We start from the raw sequence: 26440 nt of genomic DNA, 5'->3' as shown, positions 1-26440 counted from the left end.
TTTACTCCCTGTGTCCCTGCTCGGCAAACAGCATGTGGTGGATCTCATGCTCCAGCTTGGCGGCAGCAGCGGGATCGTCACGGACGGCTTCCACATCGCGCACCTCGGCCTTAACGCGGCCGGGATGCGGCGACAACAGCAGGATGCGGTTGGAGATCTTGATCGCCTCGGCGATCGAGTGGGTGACGAAGATGACGGTGAAGCGCGTATCTTCCCAGAGCTGTAGGAGTTCGTCCTGCATCTGCCGGCGGGTGAGGGCATCGAGTGCGGCGAAAGGCTCGTCCATCAAGAGGATATCGGGCTGCATCGCCATGCCGCGGGCAATTGCGACACGCTGTTTCATGCCGCCTGACAGCATGTGCGGATAGGTGTCGACCGCGCGTGTGAGCTTGACCTTGTCGATATAGTCGCGGGCAATCGCCTCGGCCTCGCCGCGCGGCAGGCGACGGGCCGCCGTCAGCGGGAACATGACGTTTTCCAGCACCGTCTTCCAGGGCAGCAGCTGATCGAATTCCTGGAAGACCATCATGCGGTCGGCGCCCGGCTTCTTGACCGGTTGCCCCTTGATCTCAATCCGGCCCGCGGTCGGTGTCATGTAGCCGCCGATGGCCTTCAGCAGCGTCGATTTTCCGCAACCCGAGGGACCAAGGAGGACGAAGCGGTCAGACTGGGCAACCGAGAAGCTGACGTTTTCCGTCGCGGTGATCAGCAGGTTCGGCGTCTTGTAGCGAAGCGTTACCCTGTCGACATTCAGAAGCGGTTTTACGGTCATTGTTTCCGTTACCGGTATGTCGGCGTGCGTTTTTGCCTGAAGCATGAGCCTTCTCCGAGGGATGGCTTGAAGGCGGCATTCGCGCCGCCAACAGGCGTCAGTTGCCATTGAGATCGGCTGCTTCCGGCAGGTAATAGTCGGTCCAGGCCTTGGGCATCGTCTTCAGAGTGCCGATCTTGTAGAGGTGGGTCGCAAACTTCATGGTTCCCTGGGGATCCATGCGGAACTCCATCATGTGCGGCTCGTTCAGGATCGCCACGAGATCTTCGACGCTGGTTTTGTCGCCGCTGACGGTCTTGTAGGCTTCCACGGCCGATTTCGGATCCTGCTTGATGAAATCGATGGCCTCAGCCGTCGCCTCGCGCACGGCCTTGATGATGGTTGGATTGGCGGTTGCGAACTGCGTCGTAGTGAAGAAGGTGCCCTGGGTCAGTTCGCCGCCGATGATATCGCGGGAATCGATGACCTTGTGAACGCCCGGCTGCTTCAGCTCGAGATATTGGAAGGGCGGGGCGGAAAAGTGGTTCTTGACCTCATGGGTCTGGTTGGCGAGCGCCGCCATCGCATCAGGATGGCCAAGCTGCACCGTGTTGGTGTCGAACTTGTGCACCTGATCGTCGCCATACATTTGCGCGGCTGCTATCTGCAGCAGGATTGCCTGCGTCGAGACGCCGACTGTCGGCACGGCGATCTTGTCGCCGGGCTGAATATCCTTCAGCGACTGGACGCGCGGATCGCGCGAAACCATGATGACGGGTTGGGCCGAATTGGTGACGATACCCTTCACCTTGCCTCGGGTGCGGTCCCAAAGCAGCAGCAGATTGCCGGTGCCGGTATTGACGATATCGACGTTGCCGGAGAGCAGCGCGTCAGTCTGCGCGCCACCGCCACTGAAGGTGCGCCATTCAACCTTGACGCCCTGAAGGCCATCGGCGGCGGCATGCTTCTCAATCAGCTTCTGCGTCTCCATTACATGGCTGGCGAGATAAAGAATGCCCGGCTGACGCGTGATCGAAATATCGGTCTTTTCGGCCGCACCGGCTGAAAAGGTGCCGGCAATCACCACGCCGATCGCGGTCAGACAGCGAAGAAATCCTCTCATTTGCTCCTCCCAATTGATCCAACCCTTTGAGAAAGAGGTTGGCGTCGGTTCACTAAAGCACTAATGTATCAGTGCATCAAGCCCCGAACTGTGTTTAATGAGCAGATGCTCTTGATCAGAAAGGCCGCCAGTGAAGCTCAATCCGAAGGAATTCGCACTTGATCGCTCCCGTCAGGTGGGACCTCAGATCCTGGAGATCCTGCGATCGCGCATTCTTTCGATGAGCCTGCCGCCAACGACGGTCCTGTCGCGCATCTCGCTGCAAAGCGAATTCAATGTCAGCCAGACCCCCGTGCGTGATGCTCTGATCCGGCTCGAGGAGGAGGGGTTGGTGGAGGTCTATCCGCAATATGCGACCGTCGTTTCGAGGATCGATATCCGCAACGCTATCGAGGCGCATTTCCTCCGACTGTCGATCGAACTCGAAGCCGTTCGACGGCTGACGCTGGATTCACCCGATGAAACGGCAGCGTCTCTGGAGGCCGTTCTGGTGCGTCAGAAACATGTCATGTCGCCTGAGACCTACGATCTTTTCGATTCTCTCGATAAGGATTTTCATCGGGTGCTTTACGAGAGAGCAGATATCCTCGGTCTCTGGTCGACCGTCCGGCGCCAGGGGGTGCACATCGACCGACTGCGCATGCTGAACCTGCCGATGCCTGGCAAGCTGGAGCAGATCATCGTCGATCATCGGTCGGTTGTCGACGCTGTCCGTTCCGGCGATGCGGAGACCGCCGTCGTCGCCCTGCGCAAGCATCTCTCCGGCACCCTGTCGATCATCGATCTCATCTGCGAACAATATCCGGACTATGTAAGCCGCTAGCCTATTGGCTTCCGCACCTACGTGAGATGTGGAGCGTGCCAGCACCCGCATTGGCTTGCGCGTTGCTTCATGCGACAAAGTTACAGGGAAACAAATCATGGAGTTCGCTTGACCATCGGGCTTGCGCATGCGGAGCTGATCGCGGTTCTGACGGCCGTTACGGGCGGTGATCCCAGGGTGATGACGGTGCGGTCGGGCGATGCCTTGCCGTCCGGTCCGTTTGAGCTCGGACATCGCACCTTGCAGAGCGGATTGCGCGAATGGGTTCAGGATCAGACCGCCCATCCCGTCGGCTATCTGGAGCAGCTTTATACGTTTGCCGATCGCGATCGAAACAATGACATTCTCGGCGGTCGCACGATTTCGATCAGCTATCTCGGGCTCGTGCGCGAACAGGCTGCCCCCGGCGGCGGGATGCCGGGCTGGCATGGCTGGTACGAATATTTCCCCTGGGAGGATCATCGAAGCGGACGGCCGCGGATGCTCGACGATATCGCCGCCTGCCTTACGCCCTGGATCGAGGAGGATGCGATGCGCAGCGGGCAGCGCCGCCGCCGCGCCGATTTCGACTTCGGGCTGAATGGTGCGGCATGGAACGAGGATCTCGTCCTGCAGCGCTATGAATTGCTCTATGAGGCGCGTCTCGTCGCCGAGGCGGGCTGCGATCTCAAGCACAATTTTGGCCGATCGATGTTTGCCGATCATCGCCGCATCCTTGCGACCGGCATGGCGCGGCTTAGGGCCAAGATCAAATATCGGCCCGTCGTCTTCGAACTCATGCCGGAAAACTTCACGCTGCTGCAATTGCAGAAAACCGTCGAGGCGCTGGCCGGCCTTACGCTCCATAAGCAGAATTTCCGCAGGCTAATCGAGCAGCAGGAGCTGGTGGAGGAAACCGGCGGCACCGAAAGCGAGACCGGCGGCCGTCCAGCCAAGCTCTTCCGCTTCCGCCGCGCAGTCCTCGAAGAACGTGAATTCGCCGGAACGAAATTACCGCTCTCCCGCAATTGACATATGCTCATATTGAGAATATCTATTTGCCCATGATATGCTCAAAATGAGTATAATAAGGAGCCGGCCATGAATCTTCCCATATCCGCATCCTCCCTTTACGATCGTGTCAGCCGCGTCATCCCGAAAGCCGAATGGCTGTCGTTCCAGGATGATGTCGAGGCGATCCTCGAATTGAAGCGACGGCACAATGCCGTCATTCTCGCCCACAACTATCAGATGCCGGAGATATTCCACGGCGTTGCCGATATCGTCGGCGACAGTCTCGCGCTCGCGCGCAAGGCCGTGGAAGTCGATGCCGATATCATCGTCCTTGCCGGCGTGCATTTCATGGCCGAGACCGCCAAGCTGCTGAACCCGGAAAAGACGGTTCTGATCCCGGACATGGAAGCGGGATGCTCGCTAGCGGAATCGATCACACCCGAAGATATCGCGCTGCTGCGCCAGGCCCATCCCGGAGTTCCGGTTGTCACCTACGTCAACACGTCGGCAGCCGTGAAGGCGGCGTCTGATATCTGCTGCACTTCGGGCAATGCCCGGCAGGTGGTGGAATCGCTCGGCGTGCCGAAGGTGCTGATGCTGCCGGACGAATATCTGGCTCGCAACGTCGCGCGCGAAACCAATGTCGAGCTCATCGCCTGGCATGGGCATTGCGAGGTTCATGAACTCTTCACCGCGGACGATATTCGCCAGCTTCGCGAGAACTATCCCGGCGTAACGGTGCTTGCGCATCCGGAATGCCCGCCCGATGTCGTCGAGGCAGCGGACTTTACCGGCTCGACTGCCGTCATGTCCGATTATGTCGGCAAGAAGCGCCCGTCGCGCGTCGTTCTCCTGACCGAATGTTCGATGAGCGATAATGTCGCCGTGCATCATCCGGATGTCGAATTCATCCGGCCCTGCAATCTCTGCCCGCATATGAAACGCATCACGCTCGGCAATATCCGCAAGGCCTTGGAAGAGGGACGGCATGAGGTGACGGTCGATCCGGCAATCGCTGCCGACGCGCGTCGCGCTGTGGAAAGGATGCTGGCGATATGAGCGAGATTCGTGAAGACTTGAGCGGCCGCATCGTCATCGTTGGCAGCGGCCTTGCCGGATTAATGACGGCGCTGACGCTGGCGCCTGAGCCGACCGTGATCGTCACCCGTGCCCTGATCGGCGCGGAAACGTCAAGCGCCTGGGCGCAGGGCGGCATCGCCGCCAGCATCGGCAAGGGCGATAGTGCGGCCCTGCATCTCGCGGATACGCTTGCCGCCGGCGACGGGCTCTGCGACGCGAAAGTGGCGGCGAGGATTGTCGCCGAAGCACCTGCCGCGATCGCCGCCTTAGAACGGGCGGGTGTTGAATTCGACCGCGATATGGCAGGCGAATTGTCCCTTGGCCTTGAAGCTGCACACTCGCTTCGGCGTATCGTGCATGCCAAGGGCGACGGTTCGGGGGCTGCTATCGTCCGCGCGCTTGCCGAGGCGGTTGCCCGTACGCCGTCGATCACGGTGCTCGAGGGCTGTCAGGCGCAACGCCTGTTGCTGGATGGGGATCGCGTCGCCGGCCTTCTGTGCGTGACCGACAAGGGCAGCGTCGTCTTGCCGTCCTCCCGTATCGTCCTTGCCACGGGCGGCATTGGTGGCCTGTTCGATGCCACGACCAATCCGGTCGGCAATTTCGGGCAGGGGATTGCGCTTGCGGCACGGGCCGGGGCGCGGCTTGCCGATATGGAGTTCGTACAATTTCATCCCACCGCACTCGACAGCCGCAGGCGCCCGCTGGCGCTTGTCAGCGAAGCCGTCCGCGGCGAGGGCGCGCTTCTCGTTAATGAAAGCGGTGAGCGTTTCATGGCTGACGTCGAAGGTGCCGAGCTTGCGCCGCGTGATGTCGTCGCGCGCGCCATTAGCGCGCAAATCGCCCGCGGCGGCCGGGTTTTTCTCGATGCGCGAGCTGCGCTCGGCAACCGTTTCGCCAGCCGTTTTCCGGTGATCGAAGCCCTTTGCAACGAGGCAGGCGTCGATCCGGCGAGTGACCTCATTCCAGTACGTCCTGCCGTTCACTATCACATGGGTGGCGTTGCCACCGACGAGAACGGCCGCAGTTCGGTTCCTGGCCTTTGGGTCGTGGGCGAGGCGGCTTCCACCGGCCTGCACGGCGCCAACCGTCTTGCCAGCAATTCGTTGCTGGAGGCGGCTGTTATGGGCATGCGGGCGGCGCACGATATTGCAAGTAGCGATGTGAGCCCTGCAAGCTTGCCGAAACATTTCCCCGAGACATTCGTGCCAGACCCGGCACTCGTTCGGCCGATTGCCTCGCGGCATCTCGGCGTGCTGCGCAATGGCGGCGCCATCCATGGCGCCATTGCGGCTCTCCTGCCGTTTTGTGAGAACGAAAGCACGGCAACCGACCCTGCGCTGGTGGCCTTGCTGATCGCCGTCTTCGCAAGTCTCCGGATGGAATCGCGCGGCGCCCATGCCCGCACGGATTTTCCGCTGAAACTGCAGCATGCGCAACGCCGTATGATGCATCTTACCGACGCGCTGGATATCGCCCGGTCTGTTACCCCCTATTCCATGGCAAGGAGTGCCTGATATGACACTTGCTCCCCTCCCGCGCCTGATCGTCGAGCCGCTGGTGCGCAATGCGCTGGTCGAGGATCTCGGCCTTGCCGGCGACGTCACATCCACGGCCGTCATCCCGGCGGAACATCGGTCCCGCGTTGCTATGGTAACCCGCCAGCCCGGTGTCGTCGCGGGTCTCGATGCCTCCGAGTTGGCTTTCCAGCTCGTGGATCCCGCTATCGCCATGACCCGTCACGTGCCCGATGGTGCGAAGGTTGGTGTCGGCGATGTCATTGCGACAATTGAGGGACCGTCCCGCGGGCTGCTGACGGCGGAGCGCACCGCGCTTAACTTCCTCGGCCATCTCTCCGGTATTGCCTCCGTGACCGGCAGCATCGTCGAGGCGATCGCCGGCACGAAGGCCTCGATCGTCTGCACTCGCAAGACGACGCCGGGCCTCAGGGCTCTGGAAAAATATGCGGTGCGCGCCGGCGGCGGTATGAACCATCGCTTCGCGCTTTATGACGCGGTGTTGATCAAGGACAATCACGTCGCAATTGTCGGGGGCATCGCCGAAGCCATCCGCCGAGCCAAGGCGGGCGTCGGTCATATGGTCAAGATCGAAGTCGAAGTGGATACGCTGGTGCAGCTTCGCGAAGCGATGCAGGAAGGCGTCGACGCCGTGCTGCTTGACAATATGACACCGGATCAACTGCGCGAGGCGGTCGATATCGTCGGCGGCGGGGCCATTACTGAAGCGTCGGGCCGCATCACGCCGGCAATGGCTGCCGCAATCGCCGCCTCCGGGGTCGATCTCATCTCCGTCGGCTGGCTGACGCATAGCGCGCCGACGCTCGATATCGGGCTGGACTGGAAGGCGGCGGCTTAGAGCCGCCGATCCCGGGTCAAACGACCACCGGCACCTGTGCGCCGTCCATGCTGATCACGACGCCGGTGACGTAGCTTGCTTTGGCCGAACTCAGGAAAGCGACGACATTGGCGATGTCGGCTGGATCGGCCATGCGGCCGATCGGGATGCGCTTAAGGGCATCGGCTAGCGCTTCCTCTTCGGTCAAGCCTGAGATCTTCGCCGCCGCCTTCAGGCCTTCAGCAACGCGATCCGTCTCGGTGAGGCCCGGATTGAGGCCGACGACGCGCACGCCCTTGCCGGCATAGGCGTTGGCAAGCCCGACGCTTGCGAGCATCAGGGCAGCATTAGCCGATCCGCCGGCGAGATGGACGGGCGAGGCGACCTTGCCGCCGTTGCCGATGATATTGATGACGGCACCCGTGCCGCGCGCGCCCATGCGCTTGATGACGGGATCGATCACGTTGATGTAGGAAAAGTATTTCGCGTCCATCGCAGCCCGCCAGATGGCAGGGGTCAACTCATCCGCCGGCGTGCGGGCCGCGGCACCTGCGCTGTTGACGAGGACATCGATCGGGCCGACGTCGGACTCGACCTTGTTCACCACGGCAAGTGCCTGCTCGTCGGAGATCAGGTCGACGGCGTAGCCGCGTGTGCCGGGAAGCCTGGAGAGGGCGGCATCTATATTGGACTGTGAGCGCGAACAGATCGCGACCCGGGCGCCTTCCTCCAAGAAGAGTTCGGCACAGGCATAGCCGATGCCCTTCGAGCCGCCGGTGATCAGAACGACTTTATCCTTGAGGCCGAGGTCCATGGAATGTCTCCGGAATGATTTGCTTGGATCGCCAAGCTACGTCCCGAAATCACCACCGTACAGGGTCGCGGTCGTCACAGCTTGGTTACCGGAGCGCGATCTTACGAAAGACGCTTGGCCTTCAGCACCGAAACGGCCGTCTCGCTATTATGGACATAGTCGTTGGCGTCAGGCTGACGCTGCACCAGGAGAATGAACAGCAGGTCGGTCAGCATCAGCTGTGCATCGCGGGCGGTGATTGCCGAGGAGCGGACGCGATCTTCATCGCCGACGGTATGAAGGCAGATATCGGCGACGCGGGCGAGTGGATTGTCCTGCAGCCCGGTGACGGCGATGACGGTTGCTCGGCGCTGGCTGGCCAATTCCGCAATCCGTAGCGTCTCGATGCTGGCGCCGGAATAGGAAAGCGCAAAGAGCAGGTCATCCGGCCCCAAGGTCGATGCATTCGCCATCTGCACATGGCTATCGCTGTCATGCAGCACGTTGCGGCCGAGCTTCATCAGCTTGTAGGAAAAGTCGCGTGCGACCAGCGACGAGGCGCCGACACCTGCCAGATGGATGCGCCGCGCGTCATGAAGTGCCTCGAGAGCCTTTTCGATATCGGCTTCGTTGTTGACCGAGATCGTTTGCTGCATCGCCTGCATCTTGCTGCCGAGCAGCTTCTGCAGGATCGTGAGATAGCCGTCGCCCACCTCGATCGTGCCGTGGATCATACCGGCCGGCGCCTGCCATTCCTGCGCTTTCGCCTCGCTGACGGCAAGTTTCAATTCCTGATAGCCGGCATAGCCTAGCTTCTGGCTGAACTTGACGACGCTCGACTGGCTGCGGCCGGTTTCGACCGCGAGCGCTGCTGAGGACAGGCGCAGCATCTGGTCGGGATTATCGATGATGAACTGTCCGATCTGGCGATCGGCGGGCGCCATGGTTTCGAGCTGCGCGCTGATTTTCTTTAAGATCGACATTTGTCCCTTCGAGCCATCAAGGCCGCTTCACCCGCCGACGCGAGCGCACCGAAAATAGCATCCGGTTCTAGCTCGGCAATCTCGCTTCGTGCGATCGGACAGTATCACAGCAAATTGGAATAAAAAATTCCAAATCTGATTGACACTCTGGAATGGCCGATTAGTCTTTGGAAGAAATGCGTGAAGGACTCGCGGTGTCCTCACCTTTTCCTCGACGGATACTCATCATGGACAGACTTCGCATCTCCGGCGGCAGACGGTTGCAGGGCGCGGTGACCATCGCCGGCGCCAAGAATGCCGCCTTGCCGGAAATCGCAGCGGCGCTCTTGAGCCCGCATCCGCTGGAACTGACGAACCTGCCCGCAGTCAGCGATGTCGAGAACATGCTCGATGTCATTGCCCTGCACGGTGCCAGAGTTGAGCGCGGGCCGCATGGCACCACGATCGATGCGAATAACATCGTCTCGAAGGAGACGTCCTACGATACGGTCAGGCGTATGCGGGCGACTGTGTTGGTGCTGGCGCCGCTGCTTGCCCGCTTCGGCCATGCGCGTGTTTCCCTTCCTGGCGGCTGCGCCATCGGCGCGCGGCCCGTCGATATGCACATCAAAGCCCTGGCGACGTTGGGCGCCGATATTGCGATCGAAAGTGGCCTGATCGTCGCTTCGGCTTCAAATGGGCTGAAGGGCGCGCGGATCGTGCTGAGTTCGCCATCCGTAGGTGCGACGGAAACGGCCATGATGGCCGCCTGCGCCGCCAAGGGAGAAACCGAGATATTGAACGCAGCCCGCGAGCCGGAGGTGGCGGATCTCGCGGCCTGCCTCAGCGCCATGGGTGCGCGGATCGAAGGGGCGGGGACCCATCGCATCCTCATCGATGGTGACACCGACTGGCGTCCGGCCAAGCATCACGGCATCCCTGACCGCATAGAGGCAGGCACCTATGCGGTGGCAGCGGCGATCACCGGCGGTCAGCTCGAGCTTATTCATGCCCGGTTGGAAAATCTGGCCTCAGTCGTCCAGGCGCTTGAGGCCATGGGCGTCAGCGTCTGGCCGAGTGATCGCGGTCTGGTGGTCTCCCGGGACGGCCCGCTCAAGGGAGCCGATATCACAACCGAACCCTATCCGGGCTTCCCGACGGACCTGCAGGCGCAGTTCATGGCGCTCGCCTGCTGCGCTGAAGGCGCGACGCTGATCCGCGAGACCGTATTCGAAAATCGCTTCATGCATGTGCCGGAGTTGACGCGGCTCGGCGCCAATATCACCCTGCAGGGCACGACGGCACTGGTGCGTGGCGGAGCGCCACTCAAGGGCGCGCAGGTGATGGCGACAGACCTCAGGGCATCCGTGTCGCTGGTTCTCGCCGCCCTCGTGTCCAAGGGCGAAACCATCGTCAACCGCGTCTATCATCTTGATCGCGGCTATGAGCAGCTGGACCGCAAGCTGCGTCTCTGCGGCGCCGATATCGAACGGCTGACGTCATGACCGCCGTATCGGAAAACGCTCCTTATTTCCTCGGCATCGATGGCGGCGGTACTGGCTGCCGGGCGCGCATCGAGGATGCTGAAGGCATGATTTTGGGGCAGGGATTGTCCGGCCCGGCAACGACCAGGCTCGGGATCGCCGAAGCATGGGCGTCGATTTCGCGTGCCTTTGACGCAGCAATAGAAGAAGCCGGGTTGAGTGCCGACGATATCGGGCGCATCCACGTCGGCGTCGGGTTGGCGGGCATCGGCCGCAAGGGCGCGCTTGATGCGTTGAAGGCGATAGAGCATCCATTTGCCAGCATCAAGTTCATTAGCGACGGGGAGGGCGCCTGCCTCGGCGCGCATTCCGGTCGCGATGGTGCCATCGTCATTGCCGGGACGGGCTCGATCGGGCTCGGTCTCGTCGAAGGACGGCAATTGCGGGTCGGCGGCTATGGTTTTCCGATTTCGGATGAGGGCAGCGGCGCCTATCTCGGGCTGAAGGCGGTGCAGCTTGCGCTGCGTGCCCATGATGGCCGCGAACAGAAGACGGCGCTGTTGGCCGAAATCATGCAACGCTTCCAGAATGATCCGATGGAGGCGGTCGCCTGGATGGACAGGGCTTCGGCCACGGATTATGCGGCCCTTGCACCGATGGTCCTCCGCCATGCCGATCAGGGCGATGCCGCCGCGCGGCGTATCGTGCAAAGTGCAGCCGCCCATATCGATACGCTGGTTCGCACCCTGTTCGAAAAAGGTGCGCCGCGCGTCTGCCTGCTTGGTGGTCTCGCAAGCCCGCTCGAGCCTTGGCTCTCGCCCGATGTACGCCGTCGCTTGAAACCCATCGACGGCGATGCCGTCTCAGGGGCTATCATCCTCGCCAGAAGGGCGATTTGCCAACATTGAACGATGCGACTGAGGGCAGAGCTTTTGCGCGATCGATATGGAATATTTTATTCCTTTCTGGATTGACGAAAGGAATAAATGGACATAGTGTTAACCAAGGTAAACAGGGAATGGACGGGGAACGAAGCCAGAAAGGCCATCCTCAGTCCCGGCTGACTTTGGTCTTCCGTTTAACTGAAAGCCAATCTTTGCTGCGGCGAGCCCGATCTTAATGGATCGAGCTCGCCATCCTGACCTATTGATACTCAAGCGTTATTTCGCGAGCAGGCCCATGACAGAGCAGACGTTGATATCCGAACTGGAGCAGTTGGTTTCCGAAGGGCGCAATCCGAATACGATGCATATCGATCTGCTGCCGACCTTCGATATCCTACGTGAAATGAACTATGAGGATCAGACGGTGCCGCTCGCCGTCGAGAAGGTCATTCCGGCGATCGCCGCCGCCGTCAATCAAATCGTCGCCGCCTTCCAGAAGGGGGGACGGCTGATCTATATGGGTGCCGGCACGAGCGGCCGTCTCGGCGTTCTCGACGCTTCCGAATGCCCACCGACTTTCAGCGTGGCGCCGGACATGGTCGTCGGCCTTATTGCCGGCGGTCCGGATGCGCTGCGGCGCTCGATCGAGGGCGCGGAGGACGATCCGGCGCAGGGGCGCCAGGCGCTGGAGGAGATCGAGCTGAGCAAGGATGATGTCGTCGTCGGCATCGCCGTCAGCGGTCGCACGCCCTATGTGATCGGTGGCCTGAATTACGCCAAGAGCATCGGCGCCTTCACTGTGGCACTTTCCTGCAATCCGAACTCCATCATCGCCGGTATTGCGGATCTGGCGATCTCGCCGGTCGTTGGTCCGGAAATCCTGACCGGCTCGACAAGGCTAAAGTCGGGCACCGCGCAGAAACTCATTCTCAACATGCTGACGACGGCAAGCATGATCCGCATTGGCAAGAGCTATCAGAACCTGATGGTCGATGTCAGCGCCAGCAACAAGAAGCTCGTGGCGCGCGCCTCGCGCATCGTCATGCAGGCGACCGGCTGTACCCAGCAGGAAGCGCGCCGCGTGCTTGATCTCACCGGCAACGACGTCAAGCTTGCCATTCTCATGGAAATTACCGGGATGGGCATTGAAGAAGCCCGCGCGGCATTGCAAAACGCTGATGGATTCCTGCGTAAGGCCATCAACGCCAGGACTGCTTGAGACAACCATCGCGGCACGCCGCGACGGCAATCAATAGGCTAAAATCGGCCGGGGACATTTAAAAAAATTTGGAGGACTGAAAGTGAAAGGGAATTTTGCAAAGATGCTGATTTCGGGAGTAGCGCTGGCCGTGGGGGTTGGTCTGGCGACCGTCGCGATTCCGGCGCAGGCAGCGACGCTGCGTATGGCATGGTCGCAGGACGCGACCGGGCTTGATCCGCATAAGCAGACGGCCTTCTCCTCCATCCGCCTGCTGGAGCTGATCTATGAGCCGCTCGTTCGCCTCGGCAGCAATCTGCAGATCGTGCCCGGCGTTGCCGAGAGCTGGCAGTTCTCCCCCGACGGCAAGCAGCTGACCTTCAAGCTCAATGCCAAGGCCAAATTCCAGAACGGCGCGCCGGTGACTTCGGCTGACGTCAAGGCCTCCTTCCAGCGCATTCTCGATCAGGCGACCGGCGCCGTTGCCCGCGCCAATTTCCTGTCGATCGCTAGCATCGATACGCCCGATGCCAATACCGTTGTCTTCAATCTGTCGCAGCCCGACGTTCCCCTTTTGACGGCGATGACCAGCCTCAATGCTGCCGTCGTGCCGGCCAGCGAAATCACCGCCGGCACCATCGGCACCAAAGCGATCGGTTCCGGCCCCTTCAAGCTCGACAGCTGGGTTCCGAATTCCAAGGAAGTCTTGAGCGCGAATAAGGATTGGGCCGGCGGCGCCACGGGCGTCGATGGCATCAATATCAGCGTGCTGCCGGATGAAACCGCGATCCTTGCGTCGCTCCGCACCGGTCAGATCGATTTCGCGCTGCTCAACGATCCGCTTGTCGCAACGCTGGTGCCGAAGGAGCCGAAACTGCAGCTCACCCGAACGCCGGTGCTCTCCTACAACGTCCTGCAGCTCAATCCCTCTCGGAAGCCGATGGATCAGCCGGCCGTGCGCCAGGCAATTTCCTGCGCCATCGATCGCAAGGATGTGATGGATACGGCCGCCCTCGGCGAAGGCAAGGTGACGGGGCCGCTGACGATGCCGCTCTATGCGACCGATCCCAGCAAGCTCTTCTGTTACACGCGCGATGTCGCCAAGGCGAAGAAGCTGATGGCCGATGCCGGCTTTGCCAATGGTTTCTCGGCGACGGTGATCGCCGCAACCGGCGAGCCGCCGACCGCCACGGCCGAGGCGCAGGTCATCCAGTCGCAGCTTGCCGAAATCGGCATCAAGCTCGATATCAAGGTGATGGAACTCAACGTCTATGTCGACACCTGGCTGAAGGGCAATTTCGACATGGCCGTTGCGCTGAACGGCGGCAGTGCCGACCCCTATTCCATGTACAACCGTTATTGGACCAAGACGGGCAATCTGCAGAAGGTCGCCAACTATATCGACGACACGCTCGACAGCCTGATGCAGAAGGGCCGCGCTGAAACCGATCCTGCCAAGCGCAAGGAGATCTTCGCCGAGTTCGAAAAGCATCTTGCCGAAGTGTCGCCCTGGATCTGGCTCTATACGGCCTATGGCTACACGGCCGAGCAAAAGAACGTGGCGGGCTTCATACCGACGCCGACCGGCTCGCTGTTCGGTCTGAGCAAGGTCTCGATCAAGTAACGATGATCGGGACCTAGAGCATTTCCCTTTCGAGCGATCTCATGGAAATGCTCTATCTCTTTGTTTTTACGCAATTTCATCTGTCAGTTCACGTCTTGGTTCAGCTGAAATTGTTTTAGAGGAATTGCAATGTCATATCTGACGCGCCGGCTGATGACATTCCCGCTGATCATGCTGGGCGTGTCCATCTTCGTCTTCGTCGCCATCCGGCTGGTGCCTGGCGATGCGATCACAGCGATGCTCGGAACCAACGCGGGCCTGCTGACGCCGGAGCAGCGGCAGGCCCTTGCCGCCTATTTCGGCATCGATCAGTCCTGGCCCGTCCAATACTGGCATTGGTTGCTCGGCGTATTCCAGGGCAATCTCGGCATATCCGTTACCTATGGCAAGCCGGTTCTCGATATCATTCTGGAGCGTTTTCCGCTGACGCTCGAGCTTGCCTTGCTTTCAATGGTGATCGCGCTTACGATCGGCCTGCCGGCGGGCGTCTTTGCCGCCACCAGAAACGAAAAGTTCTCCGATCTTTTCGTGCGCATCGTCGCCATGATCGGGCAGTCCACGCCGAATTTCGTTCTCGGCCTTCTGCTGATCTATGCCTTGTCTGCCGGTTTCGGTGTGCTGCCGACCATGGGTGCCTTCACGCCCCTTTGGGAGAACCCGCTTGAAAATCTCGGCCAAATGATCCTGCCGGCGCTGACGCTGGGGTTCGCCTTCGCCGCCTCGGTGACGCGTGTCGTGCGTTCGGCCATGCTCGACGTCTTGAGCGATGATTATGTCCGCACCGCCCGCAGCCGCGGCGTGCCGGCGCGCGGTGTCATCTGGCGGCATGCTCTGCCGAATGCGCTGATCCCGGTGGTGACGCTGAGCGGCGTCGAATTCGGCTATCTGCTGGGCGGCGCTGTGCTGGTCGAGCAGATCTATGCCCTGCCGGGGCTTGGCCGCATGGTGCTCGATGCCATCCTGCAGCGCGACTATGCACTGGTGCAGGGCAGCGTGCTGTTCATTGCCTTCAACTTCATGATCGTCAATCTGCTCGTCGATCTCGCTTATGTCGCGCTTGATCCGCGCGTCCGTCTGGGAGAAGGCTAATGAGCATCGTCAAAGCCATCTTTGGACATATGAGCGGCCGGATCGGCGGAATCATCGTCCTCATTTATGTTCTACTTGCCATTCTCGGCACGTCGGGTGTGACCCCGCATGATCCCTTGACGCAGAACCGCATCGACCGCTTGCACGCCCCGAACCTCACCTATTGGATGGGCACCGATCTTTTCGGCCGCGATGTTGCGAGCCGCCTGATGCATGGCATCGGCGAATCCTTCACCGTCGCCTTCTTCTCCGTTGCCTTTGCGACCTTGCTCGGTACGCTGCTTGGCTTGACGGCGGCATGGTCTGGCAAGGGCTGGGATGGCATCATCATGCGCGCGATGGATGTGCTTTTAGCTTTCCCGGCGATCCTGCTGGCACTCCTGATCATCGCCATTGTCGGGCCTGGCACCTGGACCAGCGTTGCGGCGATTGCGATTGTCTATACGCCGATTTTTACCCGCGTGGTGCGAGGCCCGGCCCTTTCGCTGAAGGCACGCGATTTCGTCAATGCCGCCCGCACCTTCGGCAGCAGCCGTTCCTACATTCTGACGCGGCATCTCTTGCTCAATCTCGTCGCACCCTTGACCGTGCAGGTGACGCTGGCGCTTGCCTGGTCGCTGCTGACGGAAGCGGGCCTCAGCTTCCTCGGTCTGGGAACGCAGCCGCCGGCCTCCTCGCTAGGCCTGATGCTGAGCGACAGCCGCAATCTCATGGAAACGGCACCCTGGCTGCTGATCTTCCCGGGCGTGACCATCATGATCTCCATCCTCGGCTTCAACCTTCTTGGCGATGCCCTGCGCGATATCCTTGATCCGAAGATGCGGAGGGCGACGGTATGACACCGCTTCTTTCCGTCTCTGATCTCAGCGTCGGCTTCGGGCGCAATCCCGAGGCCAATCCCATCGTGCGTGGTGTCAGCTTCGATCTCGAAGCCGGCGAGACGCTGGCGATCGTCGGCGAGAGCGGCTCGGGCAAGTCGGTAACAGCACTGTCACTCAATCGCCTCGTCGATTTCGGCGGGGGCCGGATCACCGGCGGCTCGATCCGCCTCAAGCGTGCCGACAACAGCATCCTCGATCTCACCAAGGCGAGCGAAGCGGAACTGACGAAGACCCGTGGTGCCGAGATCGGCATGATCTTCCAGGAGCCGATGACCTCGCTAAACCCGGTCCTGACCATCGGCACGCAGATCGAGGAATCCTTCCGGCTGCACCGCGGCCTGACCGGCAGCCAAGCAAAGGCGGCGGCCAAGGATGCGCTGGATCGCGTGCGTATTCCCGATGCCGCGCGGCGGATGACCTATTGCCCGAACCAGCTTTCCGGCGGCATGTTGCAGCGAGTGATGATCGCAACCGCGCTTGCCTGCAATCCGCGTCTATTGATTGCCGATGAGCCGACGACGGCGCTCGATGTCACCGTGCAGGCGCAGATCATGGCACTTCTTGCCGAATTGAAGCGCGAGACCGGCATGTCGATGATCTTCATCACGCACGATATCGGCCTCGTCGCCGGCATTGCCGACAAGGTGATGGTGATGCAGGCAGGTCAGGCGGTTGAGCAGGGCGAGCTTAATCAGATCCTCGATCATCCAACCCATCCCTATACCCGGCATCTATTGCATTCCGTTCCACATTTCGCCTCGGGACAGGCTGCACGCACCGATTTTCAAAGGGATGAGGCGTCGTCCAAGCCGGCATTGAAGGTTGATGGCTTGACCGTCCGTTTTCCGGTTAAGGGCAGCTTCTTGCATCGACCGACAGGCGCCGTTCACGCCGTCGAAGGCGTCGGTTTCGACCTGATGCCGGGCGAGACGCTGGCGATCGTCGGCGAGAGTGGATCGGGTAAATCCACCACGGCCCGCGCAATCCTCGGATTGGTGAAATCGACCCGCGGCACTTTTGCGACGAATAGCGGCAAGGCGGCGGATCGCACCAGCGCGGTGCAAATGGTTTTCCAGAATCCTTATGCCTCGCTTAATCCGCGCCTTCGTGTCGACAACATCCTCGCCGAGCCGGTGATAGCATCGGGTGCGCGCGTCTCAGTCGAGACGCGCGAACGCATGCTGATGCTGCTGAAGCGGGTGGGCCTGCCGGAAAACGCCCTTGAACGCTATCCGCACGAATTTTCCGGCGGCCAGCGGCAAAGACTGTGCATCGCGCGCGCTCTGATGCTGAACCCGTCCGTACTTGTGCTTGACGAGGCGGTTTCCGCGCTCGACGTGTCCGTCCAGGCACAGGTATTGGAATTGCTGATCGAACTGCAGCGCGAATATGGGCTTGCCTATCTCTTCATCTCTCATGACATGGCTGTCGTGGAGCGGATCGCCCATCGCATCGCGGTGATCTATGCAGGGCAGATCGTCGAGATCGGCGATGCCGCCTCAGTCTTGTCGGAGCCCAAGCATTCCTATACCAGGCGGTTGATCGCGGCGGTTCCGACGGTGGCGCGGCGCAAGGAAAACTTCACGCTCGACACCCGCCAGGTTCCGTCCCTGGTGCGTCCTTTAGGCTTCGAGCCCACCGTTCCCGAGTGGCGCCGCTTTGCGCCGGATCACATCGCGCTGGCGGAAGCTTGAACGAGGCCGAGGAGAGGCGAGATGGCAAGCAGGGGGAGCATGCAGTTTCAGGAGCGTTTTGATCGAGCCTTCGCGCCGATCGAGCAATCGGTTTCGGCGGCGCGCATCCCCGGCGGCGTGCTTGGCATGGTCGATCTCGACGGTATCAGGCAGGTCCGCGCCGTTGGTTCGGCACAGAAGGTACCGGATGTCAGGCCGATGCTGGTCGACACCTGGTTCGACCTTGCGTCGCTCACCAAGGTCATTTTCACCACGCCGCGCATCCTGGCCCTGGCCGAGGCCGGCACGATCGACCTCGATGCTCCCTTGGTCGAACTCCTGCCCGATCTGCGTCAATATAGTGCCGAGGCCTGGGAGCGGAAAGTGACGTTCCGGCAATGCCTCGGCCACCAGACACCGTTTCCGGCAGTCGAGCCAATCTACACCTATGGCCGTGACCCAGAGCTTCTGCGCGCCTTCATCCTGCAGCGCGAATGGCGCGCCGGGCCGCCCGTCTATTCCGATATCAACTTCATCCTGCTAGGCTTCGCTCTGGAGCGGCTGAATAGAAAGACGATCCGCGCTATGGATCCGGGGTCTGGATTTGCCTTTTCCGCGCCGCCGGAATTGGCCGCTGCAACGGAAGACTGCACCTGGCGCCACCGCGTTCTGTCGGGCGAGGTTCATGACGACAATTGTTCGGCATTGCAGGGTGCCGGCCATGCCGGTCTCTTCGGAACGGCGGACGCGATTCTCGATTTCGCCAAGGGGTTGCTTGACGGTAGCGGCGCGTCGGCGCAGTCAATCGCGCTGATGCGGACACCGCTTTCCGCCACTCGCACCCATGGCTGGGAACGGCCCCATGACGGTTGGCATGGCGGCACTCTTTGCTCGCCCGGCACGATCGGCCATACGGGGTTTACAGGCGTGGCCCTCTGGGTCGATTTTGACCAAGGCAAGGCCTGGACCCTCCTTACCAACCGCATCCATCCGACGCGCCACTTCTACAGCGGCATACTGGCGCTTCGTCAGTCCGTCAGCGATCTCGTCAACGCAGCATAGGAGCCTGACCATGGAACCAATCTGGGCAGTCGGTCTGATGACCGGGACCGTCCTCGACGGCAATATCGATGTCGCCATGCTGAAGACCGATGGCGAGCGCGTCGCGGAATTCGGCCCTTACGTGCTGGCCCCCTATCCCGATTGGATCCGCAGGCTCCTGGAAGAGACGCTGGCACAGGCGCGCGTTTGGAATTTTGAAGGGCCGGAGCCGGCGATCTTCAAGCAAGCCGAGGAGGCCTTGACGCGGGCGCAATCGGAGGCGGTCAGGGAATTGGTCGAAGGGAATGGCATGACGATGGCAGACATCGGTGTCGTTGGTTTCCATGGCCAGACTGTCCTGCATCGCGCGCCACAGAAGGATCGGTTGGGGCAGACGCGCCAGCTTGGCGATGGCGAGCTGATGCGGTCCATTCTCGGCACGAAGGTCGCCTATGATTTCCGCTCGGCCGACATGCGCGCCGGCGGGCAGGGAGCGCCGCTTGCTGCCGCCTACCATACCGCGCTGTTGCGCGGTGCAGGTGCTGCGGGCGAGGCGGCTATTCTCAATCTCGGCGGCGTTGCCAATGTCACCTGGTCGGATGGAGAAGGCAATTTCGTTGCTTTCGATACCGGCCCGGCCAATGCGCCGCTCAACGACTTCATCAAGTCGCACGGGCTTGGCGAGATGGACCGCGACGGTGCGCTTGGGGCTGCCGGCAAGGTCGATGAGGCACGGCTCGAGCGGCTGCTGCAGCATCCCTATCTCACGGCGCCCTATCCGAAGTCGCTGGATCGTTTCGATTTCGGCGCCTCCATGGCGGATGGCCTCAGCCCGGAGGATGGTGCAGCCACACTTTCGGCCTTCACGGCAAGCGCTGTGGGCAAGGCGCTGGATCTCCTTCCTCGCAGGCCCACCAAGGTCGTCGTCAGCGGCGGCGGCCGGCATAATCCGACGATCATGTCGATGCTGAAGAGCCGGGCCGGGGTGGAGCCGATCTTCGCCGAAGATCTCGGCTGGCGCGGCGACGCGGTGGAGGCGGAGTGCTTTGCGTTTCTCGCGGTGCGCGTGCTGCGGGGCCTGCCGATCAGCTTTCCCGGCACGACGGGCGTGCCGGCGCCGATGCGCGGCGGCCGCCTCGCGCAATAGCCGCCCGCGAACCAGCTATCGCGTGAGAGGTTTTCGCTTCCGTCCATCGATGATATGAAGAGGCCACGAATTTGCGATCGCTTGGTCTCGGACGGATATCGCTTATATGGCAGGCAGGCATTACCGGGCAGGCTTCGTCGGCATCATCGTTGCTTTTGCGATCGCATTTGCCATCGATGCTTTTGTTTTTAGCCCAGCAGCTGCGCAACCGGAATGGCGCGTTGCGCCTCCCGTCTGCGTTTCCGGCCCAATGACGACGGAGACGGGCGAGACGCTTTGCCTGCGCAAGGACAGCTACAATCGCGATCTCTGCACGGCCATCGAGTATTTCGCTCACAGCAATCGTCTGCCGCCGGAATATCTGGCGCGGCTGGTCTGGCGTGAAAGCCTGTTTCGCTCCGATGCAGTCAGCCCTAAGGGCGCTCGCGGCATCGCGCAGTTCATGCCGGGAACGGCGAAGCTGCGTGGCGTGCGCGACAGCTACGATGCGCTGGAAGCACTTAGCAAGGCGGCGACCTATCTCGATGAATTGCGTGACCGTTTTGGCAATCTGGGTCTTGCCGCCGCTGCCTATAATGCCGGCGAGGGCGGTCTTGCCAATTTCCTGAATTCCGGCGGGCTTCCCTATGAGACGCGCAACTATGTGAGCGCGATCACCGCCCACAGCGTCGAGGAATGGCGCGACGATCCGCCCGATATCGCAGCTCCGGTGCTGGATAAGAGCAAGCCGTTCGTCGATTCCTGTGTCGCGCTTGCGCAAAGCCGGCGGCTAAAGCCCATTCCCTTGGAGCAGGAGCGGCCCTGGGCGCCCTGGGGCGCGCAACTCGCCGAACATTTTCAGGTGGATGCCGCTCGCCGTCTGTTTACCGCAAATATCCGGAAGCTGCCGGCTCCGCTGAACGCGGAAAAGCCGTTGATCGTGCGGCAGCGCAATGCCGACTTTGGCCGCCGTGTCCGTTATGCGGCGCGCATTCCGCGGCAAACGCGGGAGGAAGCGGATGCCGTTTGCACGCAAGTCCGGCAGCAGGGCGGCTCCTGCCTGGTCTTCAGGAACTAATGTAAGCGCATAGCTCCGGCATGCTTGGTGATTGTTTGATTCTCTGTCGCTTGATTGTGCTTTACTCCCTGATGTCGCAAGCTTATTTCTTGCAAGCCCGACCTTTGGGAGGAAGCCGTTTGGGTTGCTAAAGGAGCGTATGATGGCGCAGAAGCGTGAAGTCCCCGGTATTCGTCCCTACAACAGCCCCGCTGGCGGTTGGGGAGCCCTGAAGGCGACCGCCAATGCAGTGCGCGAGCAGATGGACATCACCGAAGCGCCCGGCCTGCTGCTGCGCACCAACAAGCCCACGGGTTTCGATTGCCCTGGCTGTGCCTGGCCCGACAAGGAACACACCTCCACCTTCCAGTTCTGCGAAAACGGTGCCAAGGCCGTCACCTGGGAAGCGACGAACAAGCGCGTAACGCCCGAATTCTTCGCCGAGCACACGGTCAGCGAACTTCTGACCTGGAGCGACTACGAGCTGGAAAATTCCGGACGGTTGACGCATCCGATGGTCTATGACCGCGCATCCGATACCTACCGGCCGATTGCCTGGGAGGACGCCTTTGCCCGCATCGGCGAGGTCATGCGCAGCCAGCCCGATCCGGATATGGTCGAATTCTATACGTCGGGCCGCGCCTCCAACGAAGCGGCTTTCCTCTTCCAGATTTTCGCCCGCGAATACGGCACCAACAACTTCCCCGACTGCTCGAACATGTGCCACGAAGCGACCAGCGTCGGCCTGCCGCAATCGATCGGCATCGGCAAGGGCACCGTCTCGCTCGACGACTTCGACGAATGCGATCTGATCATCTCCATGGGGCACAATCCCGGCACAAATCATCCGCGCATGATGGGTACGCTGCATGAATGCTCGCGCCGCGGCGTGCCGATCATCGTCTTTAATCCGCTGAAGGAGCGGGCGCTGGAGCGTTTTGCCGACCCGCAGGATCCGATCGAGATGGGAACCTTCAGCTCGACCCGGATCGCATCGTCCTATTATCAGGTCAAGATTGGCGGCGATGCCGCCGCGCTCAAGGGCATCATGAAGGCGGTTCTCGCACTGGCCGAGACCTCGTCAGATGTTCTTGATCATGCCTTCATTGCCGAACACACCACCGGCTTCGACGCGCTTGTTGCCGATATCAATCAGACGGAGTGGGCCGATATCGAGCGTGTCTCTGGTCTTGCCCGGGCTGATCTGGAGCGGGTTGCCGACGCCTACGTCAAGTCAAAGGCGACGATCGTCGCCTATGGCATGGGCATCACTCAGCATGCCAAGGGAACGGCCAATGTCCAGCAGATCGCCAATCTCTTGCTGCTGCGGGGCAATTTCGGCAAGCCGGGAGCCGGCATCTGCCCTCTGCGTGGCCATTCCAACGTGCAAGGCAATCGCACCGTCGGAATTACCGAGAAGCCGACGCCGGCCTTGATCGAGGGTATCGAACGGGCGTTCGGCTTCACGTCGCCGGCTCATCATGGTCACGATGCCGTTGCCGCCATGCAGGCGATGGCGGAGGGGCGCTCCAAGGTGCTGCTTTGCCTCGGCGGTAATTTCTCGATTGCGCTTCCCGATCCGGAACTTTGCGCGCAGGCGATGCGTAAGCTCGATCTCGCCGTCCATATGAACACCAAGCTCAATCGCTCCAATCTACTTATTGGCAAGGAATCCTTCCTGTTCCCCGTGCTTGGCCGTACCGAGCAGGACGTTCAGGCAACCGGCGCGCAGTCAGTCACGATCGAGGATTCGATGTCGATGGTGCATGCGTCGCGCGGGCGGCTGAAGCCGGCCTCCGACCAGCTGCGTTCCGAGCCTGCCATCGTTGCGGGAATAGCGCAGGCGGCCCTGCCGAACAGCAAGGTTGCGTGGATGGAGCTCATCACGGACTACGATCTGATCCGCGACAAGATCGAAATCGTCTATCCGGATTTTGCCGATTACAATGAGCGCATCCGGGTGCCGGGCGGCTTTCGCCTGCCGATCGGGCCGACGGAACGCGTCTGGAAGACGCCCTCCGGCAAGGCGGAGTTCAAGCTGTTTTCCGGCCTCAACGAGGACATCTCGCTTTCAGATGGGACTATCCTCAAGCTCGCTACGATCCGCAGCCATGATCAGTACAACACGACGATCTACGGTCTCGACGATCGTTATCGCGGCGTCTTCGGCCGCCGTGACGTGCTGTTCATGAACGATAGGGATTTGAAGGCAAAGGGGTTGGAGCACGGCGATCTCGTCGAGATCGAGACCGCGCTGCCCTCAGGCGGCAAACGGCTCTTGAAGCTGACCGCCATTTCCTACGATATTTCCGAGGGCTCTGTTGCTGCCTATTACCCGGAGGCAAATTGCCTGATCCCGATCGACTACCAGGACAAGGAAAGCGGCACTCCTTCGTATAAGTCCGTTCCGGTGCGGGTCAGCAAGGCGGCTTGATCTTCACACGATCATCCAGCCGACGTTTGTTACCTTGTTGGCTGGGTAAACGACCTACCGCAGCCGTCCTCCCTGCTTGTCGAAATAGCGTCGACGTTCGGGCGGGCAGTAAAGATGGAGCGTGTCGCCGCGCTCGATCTCCGGCCCGTCGCGATATTCGGCGATGATCGCCTGGCCATCCTCTGTCTGGCAATAGAGATAGCGTGTGCCGCCCAGATATTCGGTGACATCGACCGTGACCCGCACGGCATCGGCTGCATTTGAAACGACGACGAAATGTTCGGGGCGCATACCGAGCAGGATCTTTTCGCCGGATGATGGTTTGTGCTGGCTAAGATCGACTTCGATGCTGCCATTGCCGACCTTTGCCGATCCGTCGCCTGACCATGTCGCTTCGATCATGTTCATCCTCGGCGAGCCGATGAAGCCGGCGACGAAACTGTTGGCCGGATCTTCATAGACCTCGCGCGGGCTGCCGACCTGCTCGATCCGGCCGTCCCTCAGCACGACGATCCTGTCGGCGAGCGTCATGGCCTCGGTTTGATCATGGGTGACATAGATCATCGTATTGCCGAGCTCGCGGTGAAGCCGGGCAATTTCGATGCGCATGGAGACGCGCAGCTCCGCATCGAGGTTGGAAAGCGGTTCGTCGAAGAGAAAGACATCCGGCTCGCGAACGATGGCGCGGCCGATGGCGACACGCTGGCGCTGGCCGCCGGAAAGCTGGCCCGGCCGACGCTCGAGCAGATGATCGATCTTGAGGATCGCCGCAGCGGAACGCACGCGTCTTTCGATTTCGGAAGCATCGGTTCGGGCCATTTTCAACCCAAAACCAAGATTGTCGCGCACGCTCATGTGAGGATAGAGCGCATAGGACTGGAAGACCATGGCTATACCGCGCTCGGACGGATCGAGATCGGTGACGTCTCGGCCCTTGATGGCGATCTCGCCGTCGGTGACTTCTTCCAGCCCGGCAATCATCCGCAGCAACGTGGACTTGCCGCAGCCGGACGGGCCGACGAAGACGACGAAAGCCCCTTCCGGTATGTCAAGATCGATGCCGTGGATGACCTCCAGTCCGCCAAAACTCTTGCGGACGCCGGTCAGGCGCATGCCGTTCTTCGTCATGTCAGGCTCCGCGCTGCATCTGATCGGCGCGGATCCACACCAGCATCTCGCCCGGATCGCGATTGTCCCAGAGATGGTAGGGCACAAAACGCGCGGTGGAGGCAACGCTTTTCGGCGGTGTCGTCCGATAGAGATCTGAGCCCCAGTCCGCCTCATCGCGCATGACCGAAACATCGAGCGCCACTGCGCCCTCCAATGCGGCAATTTCCGTCGTCTCGGCGGAGGCCGGATCGCTGGAAAGCGAAATGCCGTTGAGGTCGTGACCATTGTCGGTAGTTTCAACGCAATAGACGAGCGGCCCGCGCATCAGGGCCGCACGCCCGGCGTCTTGGCGAACTTTAGGATTGGCAAACAGCGTGCGCGGGATGAGCGGAAGCGTGAGGTCGACGCTGTCGCCGGCCTGCCATTCCCGCTCGATGCGGGCATAGCCGTCGACGGTGATCGTTGCCAGATCGACCGGTGCGCCATTGACTGCGAGCGTCGCGCCCTCGGCCCATTCGGGAATGCGCAGCGATAGAGCGAATTTGGCCGCGCGATCCAGATTGACCTCGAAGCGAATTGCACCGTCCCAAGGGTAGCGCGTTTCCTGGGAAAGCTGCACGGTCACGCCACCGGCTAGAGGGACGCGGGCTTTGCTTTCGCCGTAGAGATGGACGGCGATCTCGTTGTCGGCGGCGGCATACATATAGGAGCCGACGGAGGCGAGCAGGCGTGCGATATTGGGCGGGCAGCAGGGGCAATGGTGCCAGGTCCAGCGGTGATGCTTGCCGGCGCTCTCCAGAGGATTTTCGTAGAAGAAGGTCTTGCCGTCTTGCGACAGGCCCGCCATTGCACCGTTGTAGAGCGCTACTTCCATGATGTCGGCATAGCGGCGGTTCGGTCCGCGACCGAGCATGCGGTTGGCCCAGAAGACCAGACCGACGGAGGCGCAGGTCTCGGCATAGGCGCTCTCGTTCGGCAGGTCATAATAGTCGGTAAAGCCCTCGTTGGAGGCAGCCGGTCCGATACCGCCGGTTACATACATCTGCTTCGTCGTCAGGTCGTCCCAGAGCGTCTCAAGGGCCGAGGTCAGCGTATCGTCGTTATATTCCGTCGCGATATCGGCCATGCCGGAATAGAGGTACATGGCGCGCACCGCATGGCCCACCACCTTGGTCTGCTCGCGCACCGGCAGGTGCGACTGGCTGTATTCATAGGTCTTCTGCACGAAATTTTTGGGATCACGGCCATCACGAAGTGCTTCCTCGGTGAAGAAATGCGGTTCCTGGCCGCGCTGGTCGATGAAGTATTTGGCAAGATCGAGATATTTCTTCTCACCGGTGACGCGGCCCAGCTTGACGAGTGCAAGCTCCACCTCTTCATGGCCGCAATAGCCGCGCAGCTGGCCTTCGCCATGCCCGAAGACGGTGATCATGTAATCGGCAAAGCGGCTCATGATGTCGAGCAGCTTGCGCTTGCCCGTTGCCTGATAATAGGCGACGGCCGCCTCGATCAGATGGCCGGCGCAATAAAGTTCGTGATGATCGCGCAGGTTGGTCCAGCGACGGCCGGGCTGGACACGCTGGAACCAGGCATTCAGATAGCCGTCCTCCTGCTGCAGCTTTTCGTACATGTCGATGATGGCGTCCGCGCGCGCCTCCAGTTCGGCATTGGGGCGGCGATAGAGCGAATAGGCGATGGTTTCGATCGACTTGCCGAGATCGCTGTCCCAGAACATCTGCGTCGAGCCCGACCATGTCTGCAAGGGGATGACGATGCCGGGGCTTGGCTGACTGACGTCGATCGCCTGGATCATGCCCGCTTCGACGCACCGGTCGAGAAGGGTCGCAGCGGTGGAATTGCAGATGGCATCCTGGCGGGCGCCGAAAAGCCCTCCGAGCTCGACATTCGGAACGGGCAGGGGGCGAAACTGGCGGCTTTCTCTGTCAGACATGGCTTGAT

22 protein-coding genes are annotated in these 26440 nt (G+C 61.2%); 16 read left to right on the top strand and 6 right to left on the bottom strand.

Features of this window, described 5'->3' with window-relative positions:
• Position 1: 1 nt before the first annotated feature.
• Positions 2 to 817 (bottom strand): ABC transporter ATP-binding protein, encoded by an 816-nt coding sequence (locus tag ACK83U_RS25775; protein WP_112603435.1) that lies wholly within the window; start codon positions 815 to 817, stop codon positions 2 to 4.
• Between the two features lie 52 nt (positions 818 to 869).
• Positions 870 to 1874, bottom strand: a complete 1005-nt coding sequence (locus ACK83U_RS25770) for an ABC transporter substrate-binding protein (protein WP_112603437.1) — start codon at positions 1872 to 1874, stop codon at positions 870 to 872.
• A 130-nt stretch (positions 1875 to 2004) separates the two neighbouring features.
• Here ACK83U_RS25770 and ACK83U_RS25765 point away from each other — a divergent pair, with 130 nt between their 5' ends.
• From ACK83U_RS25765 to nadC, 5 genes are all read left to right on the top strand, one after another.
• The gene (locus ACK83U_RS25765) at positions 2005 to 2697 is read left to right on the top strand and encodes a GntR family transcriptional regulator (protein WP_112603439.1); all 693 of its coding nucleotides are present in this window, start codon (positions 2005 to 2007) and stop codon (positions 2695 to 2697) included.
• 108 nt (positions 2698 to 2805) lie between these two features.
• A complete protein-coding gene (locus tag ACK83U_RS25760; protein WP_112603441.1) occupies positions 2806 to 3708 on the top strand; it encodes an NrtR DNA-binding winged helix domain-containing protein in 903 nt (300 codons plus the stop codon).
• 69 nt (positions 3709 to 3777) lie between these two features.
• The gene (gene nadA, locus ACK83U_RS25755) at positions 3778 to 4749 is read left to right on the top strand and encodes a quinolinate synthase NadA (protein ID WP_112603443.1); all 972 of its coding nucleotides are present in this window, start codon (positions 3778 to 3780) and stop codon (positions 4747 to 4749) included.
• Entirely contained in the window at positions 4746 to 6287 is a 1542-nt protein-coding gene (locus ACK83U_RS25750; RefSeq protein WP_112603445.1) for an L-aspartate oxidase, read from the top strand. The genes nadA and ACK83U_RS25750 overlap by 4 nt, the downstream gene beginning before the upstream one ends.
• 1 nt (position 6288) lies before the next feature.
• Positions 6289 to 7146: a carboxylating nicotinate-nucleotide diphosphorylase gene (gene nadC / locus ACK83U_RS25745; RefSeq protein ID WP_112603447.1), complete on the top strand. Its 858-nt coding sequence runs from the start codon at positions 6289 to 6291 to the stop codon at positions 7144 to 7146.
• Positions 7147 to 7162: 16 nt separating this feature from the next.
• Here the strand turns inward: nadC and ACK83U_RS25740 are convergent, their stop codons facing one another.
• Both ACK83U_RS25740 and ACK83U_RS25735 read right to left on the bottom strand, forming a co-directional pair.
• Positions 7163 to 7939, bottom strand: a complete 777-nt coding sequence (locus tag ACK83U_RS25740; RefSeq protein ID WP_112603449.1) for an SDR family oxidoreductase — start codon at positions 7937 to 7939, stop codon at positions 7163 to 7165.
• A gap of 101 nt (positions 7940 to 8040) precedes the next feature.
• Positions 8041 to 8901: a MurR/RpiR family transcriptional regulator gene (locus ACK83U_RS25735; protein ID WP_112400849.1), complete on the bottom strand. Its 861-nt coding sequence runs from the start codon at positions 8899 to 8901 to the stop codon at positions 8041 to 8043.
• A 227-nt stretch (positions 8902 to 9128) separates the two neighbouring features.
• On the opposite strand from ACK83U_RS25735, the gene murA reads away from it, so the two are divergent.
• From murA to ACK83U_RS25680, 11 genes are all read left to right on the top strand, one after another.
• Positions 9129 to 10385 carry a UDP-N-acetylglucosamine 1-carboxyvinyltransferase gene (gene murA, locus ACK83U_RS25730; protein ID WP_112336891.1) on the top strand — a complete coding sequence of 419 codons (1257 nt, stop codon included), beginning with the start codon at positions 9129 to 9131 and terminating at the stop codon, positions 10383 to 10385.
• The gene (locus ACK83U_RS25725; RefSeq protein ID WP_112603451.1) at positions 10382 to 11272 is read left to right on the top strand and encodes an N-acetylglucosamine kinase; all 891 of its coding nucleotides are present in this window, start codon (positions 10382 to 10384) and stop codon (positions 11270 to 11272) included. The genes murA and ACK83U_RS25725 overlap by 4 nt, the downstream gene beginning before the upstream one ends.
• 271 nt (positions 11273 to 11543) lie before the next feature.
• Positions 11544 to 12467, top strand: a complete 924-nt coding sequence (murQ, locus tag ACK83U_RS25720; protein WP_112336889.1) for an N-acetylmuramic acid 6-phosphate etherase — start codon at positions 11544 to 11546, stop codon at positions 12465 to 12467.
• A gap of 103 nt (positions 12468 to 12570) precedes the next feature.
• Positions 12571 to 14070, top strand: coding sequence for an ABC transporter substrate-binding protein (locus ACK83U_RS25715; RefSeq protein ID WP_112603542.1), 1500 nt, complete (start codon positions 12571 to 12573; stop codon positions 14068 to 14070).
• Between the two features lie 129 nt (positions 14071 to 14199).
• The gene (locus tag ACK83U_RS25710; protein WP_112603453.1) at positions 14200 to 15159 is read left to right on the top strand and encodes an ABC transporter permease; all 960 of its coding nucleotides are present in this window, start codon (positions 14200 to 14202) and stop codon (positions 15157 to 15159) included.
• Positions 15159 to 15998, top strand: coding sequence for an ABC transporter permease (locus ACK83U_RS25705; protein ID WP_112603455.1), 840 nt, complete (start codon positions 15159 to 15161; stop codon positions 15996 to 15998). The genes ACK83U_RS25710 and ACK83U_RS25705 overlap by 1 nt, the downstream gene beginning before the upstream one ends.
• Complete coding sequence (locus tag ACK83U_RS25700) at positions 15995 to 17734, top strand: ABC transporter ATP-binding protein (RefSeq protein ID WP_112603457.1); 1740 nt, start codon at positions 15995 to 15997, stop codon at positions 17732 to 17734. The genes ACK83U_RS25705 and ACK83U_RS25700 overlap by 4 nt, the downstream gene beginning before the upstream one ends.
• A gap of 21 nt (positions 17735 to 17755) precedes the next feature.
• A complete protein-coding gene (locus ACK83U_RS25695; protein ID WP_112603458.1) occupies positions 17756 to 18775 on the top strand; it encodes a serine hydrolase domain-containing protein in 1020 nt (339 codons plus the stop codon).
• A 10-nt stretch (positions 18776 to 18785) separates the two neighbouring features.
• Positions 18786 to 19901 (top strand): anhydro-N-acetylmuramic acid kinase, encoded by a 1116-nt coding sequence (locus tag ACK83U_RS25690; protein WP_112603460.1) that lies wholly within the window; start codon positions 18786 to 18788, stop codon positions 19899 to 19901.
• A gap of 106 nt (positions 19902 to 20007) precedes the next feature.
• Positions 20008 to 20958, top strand: coding sequence for a lytic transglycosylase domain-containing protein (locus tag ACK83U_RS25685; RefSeq protein WP_112603462.1), 951 nt, complete (start codon positions 20008 to 20010; stop codon positions 20956 to 20958).
• Positions 20959 to 21100: 142 nt separating this feature from the next.
• Positions 21101 to 23371, top strand: coding sequence for an FdhF/YdeP family oxidoreductase (locus ACK83U_RS25680; RefSeq protein WP_112603544.1), 2271 nt, complete (start codon positions 21101 to 21103; stop codon positions 23369 to 23371).
• 54 nt (positions 23372 to 23425) lie between these two features.
• Here the strand turns inward: ACK83U_RS25680 and ACK83U_RS25675 are convergent, their stop codons facing one another.
• Both ACK83U_RS25675 and ACK83U_RS25670 read right to left on the bottom strand, forming a co-directional pair.
• Positions 23426 to 24499 (bottom strand): sn-glycerol-3-phosphate ABC transporter ATP-binding protein UgpC, encoded by a 1074-nt coding sequence (locus tag ACK83U_RS25675; RefSeq protein ID WP_112603464.1) that lies wholly within the window; start codon positions 24497 to 24499, stop codon positions 23426 to 23428.
• A 1-nt stretch (position 24500) separates the two neighbouring features.
• Positions 24501 to 26432, bottom strand: a complete 1932-nt coding sequence (locus ACK83U_RS25670; protein ID WP_412474916.1) for a glycoside hydrolase family 127 protein — start codon at positions 26430 to 26432, stop codon at positions 24501 to 24503.
• Positions 26433 to 26440 lie beyond the last annotated feature (8 nt).

The sequence above is a fragment of the Rhizobium sp. WW22 genome (assembly GCF_047041135.1).
In the GTDB taxonomy this organism is placed as follows: Bacteria; Pseudomonadota; Alphaproteobacteria; order Rhizobiales; family Rhizobiaceae; genus Rhizobium.
Note: the sequence above shows the minus strand (reverse complement) of the source record. Positions and strands in the feature narration are given on the sequence as shown.

What these genes read in the sequence shown, in the direction of transcription:
- ACK83U_RS25775 (WP_112603435.1), bottom strand. Translation starts at nt 817, where the DNA reads ATGCTTCAGGCAAAAACGCACGCCGACATACCGGTAACGGAAACAATG.
- ACK83U_RS25770 (WP_112603437.1), bottom strand. Translation starts at nt 1,874, where the DNA reads ATGAGAGGATTTCTTCGCTGTCTGACCGCGATCGGCGTGGTGATTGCC.
- nadA (WP_112603443.1), top strand. Translation starts at nt 3,778, where the DNA reads ATGAATCTTCCCATATCCGCATCCTCCCTTTACGATCGTGTCAGCCGC.
- ACK83U_RS25750 (WP_112603445.1), top strand. Translation starts at nt 4,746, where the DNA reads ATGAGCGAGATTCGTGAAGACTTGAGCGGCCGCATCGTCATCGTTGGC.
- nadC (WP_112603447.1), top strand. Translation starts at nt 6,289, where the DNA reads ATGACACTTGCTCCCCTCCCGCGCCTGATCGTCGAGCCGCTGGTGCGC.
- ACK83U_RS25740 (WP_112603449.1), bottom strand. Translation starts at nt 7,939, where the DNA reads ATGGACCTCGGCCTCAAGGATAAAGTCGTTCTGATCACCGGCGGCTCG.
- ACK83U_RS25735 (WP_112400849.1), bottom strand. Translation starts at nt 8,901, where the DNA reads ATGTCGATCTTAAAGAAAATCAGCGCGCAGCTCGAAACCATGGCGCCC.
- murA (WP_112336891.1), top strand. Translation starts at nt 9,129, where the DNA reads ATGGACAGACTTCGCATCTCCGGCGGCAGACGGTTGCAGGGCGCGGTG.
- ACK83U_RS25725 (WP_112603451.1), top strand. Translation starts at nt 10,382, where the DNA reads ATGACCGCCGTATCGGAAAACGCTCCTTATTTCCTCGGCATCGATGGC.
- murQ (WP_112336889.1), top strand. Translation starts at nt 11,544, where the DNA reads ATGACAGAGCAGACGTTGATATCCGAACTGGAGCAGTTGGTTTCCGAA.
- ACK83U_RS25715 (WP_112603542.1), top strand. Translation starts at nt 12,571, where the DNA reads ATGCTGATTTCGGGAGTAGCGCTGGCCGTGGGGGTTGGTCTGGCGACC.
- ACK83U_RS25710 (WP_112603453.1), top strand. Translation starts at nt 14,200, where the DNA reads ATGTCATATCTGACGCGCCGGCTGATGACATTCCCGCTGATCATGCTG.
- ACK83U_RS25705 (WP_112603455.1), top strand. Translation starts at nt 15,159, where the DNA reads ATGAGCATCGTCAAAGCCATCTTTGGACATATGAGCGGCCGGATCGGC.
- ACK83U_RS25700 (WP_112603457.1), top strand. Translation starts at nt 15,995, where the DNA reads ATGACACCGCTTCTTTCCGTCTCTGATCTCAGCGTCGGCTTCGGGCGC.
- ACK83U_RS25695 (WP_112603458.1), top strand. Translation starts at nt 17,756, where the DNA reads ATGGCAAGCAGGGGGAGCATGCAGTTTCAGGAGCGTTTTGATCGAGCC.
- ACK83U_RS25690 (WP_112603460.1), top strand. Translation starts at nt 18,786, where the DNA reads ATGGAACCAATCTGGGCAGTCGGTCTGATGACCGGGACCGTCCTCGAC.
- ACK83U_RS25685 (WP_112603462.1), top strand. Translation starts at nt 20,008, where the DNA reads ATGGCAGGCAGGCATTACCGGGCAGGCTTCGTCGGCATCATCGTTGCT.
- ACK83U_RS25680 (WP_112603544.1), top strand. Translation starts at nt 21,101, where the DNA reads ATGGCGCAGAAGCGTGAAGTCCCCGGTATTCGTCCCTACAACAGCCCC.
- ACK83U_RS25675 (WP_112603464.1), bottom strand. Translation starts at nt 24,499, where the DNA reads ATGACGAAGAACGGCATGCGCCTGACCGGCGTCCGCAAGAGTTTTGGC.
- ACK83U_RS25670 (WP_412474916.1), bottom strand. Translation starts at nt 26,432, where the DNA reads ATGTCTGACAGAGAAAGCCGCCAGTTTCGCCCCCTGCCCGTTCCGAAT.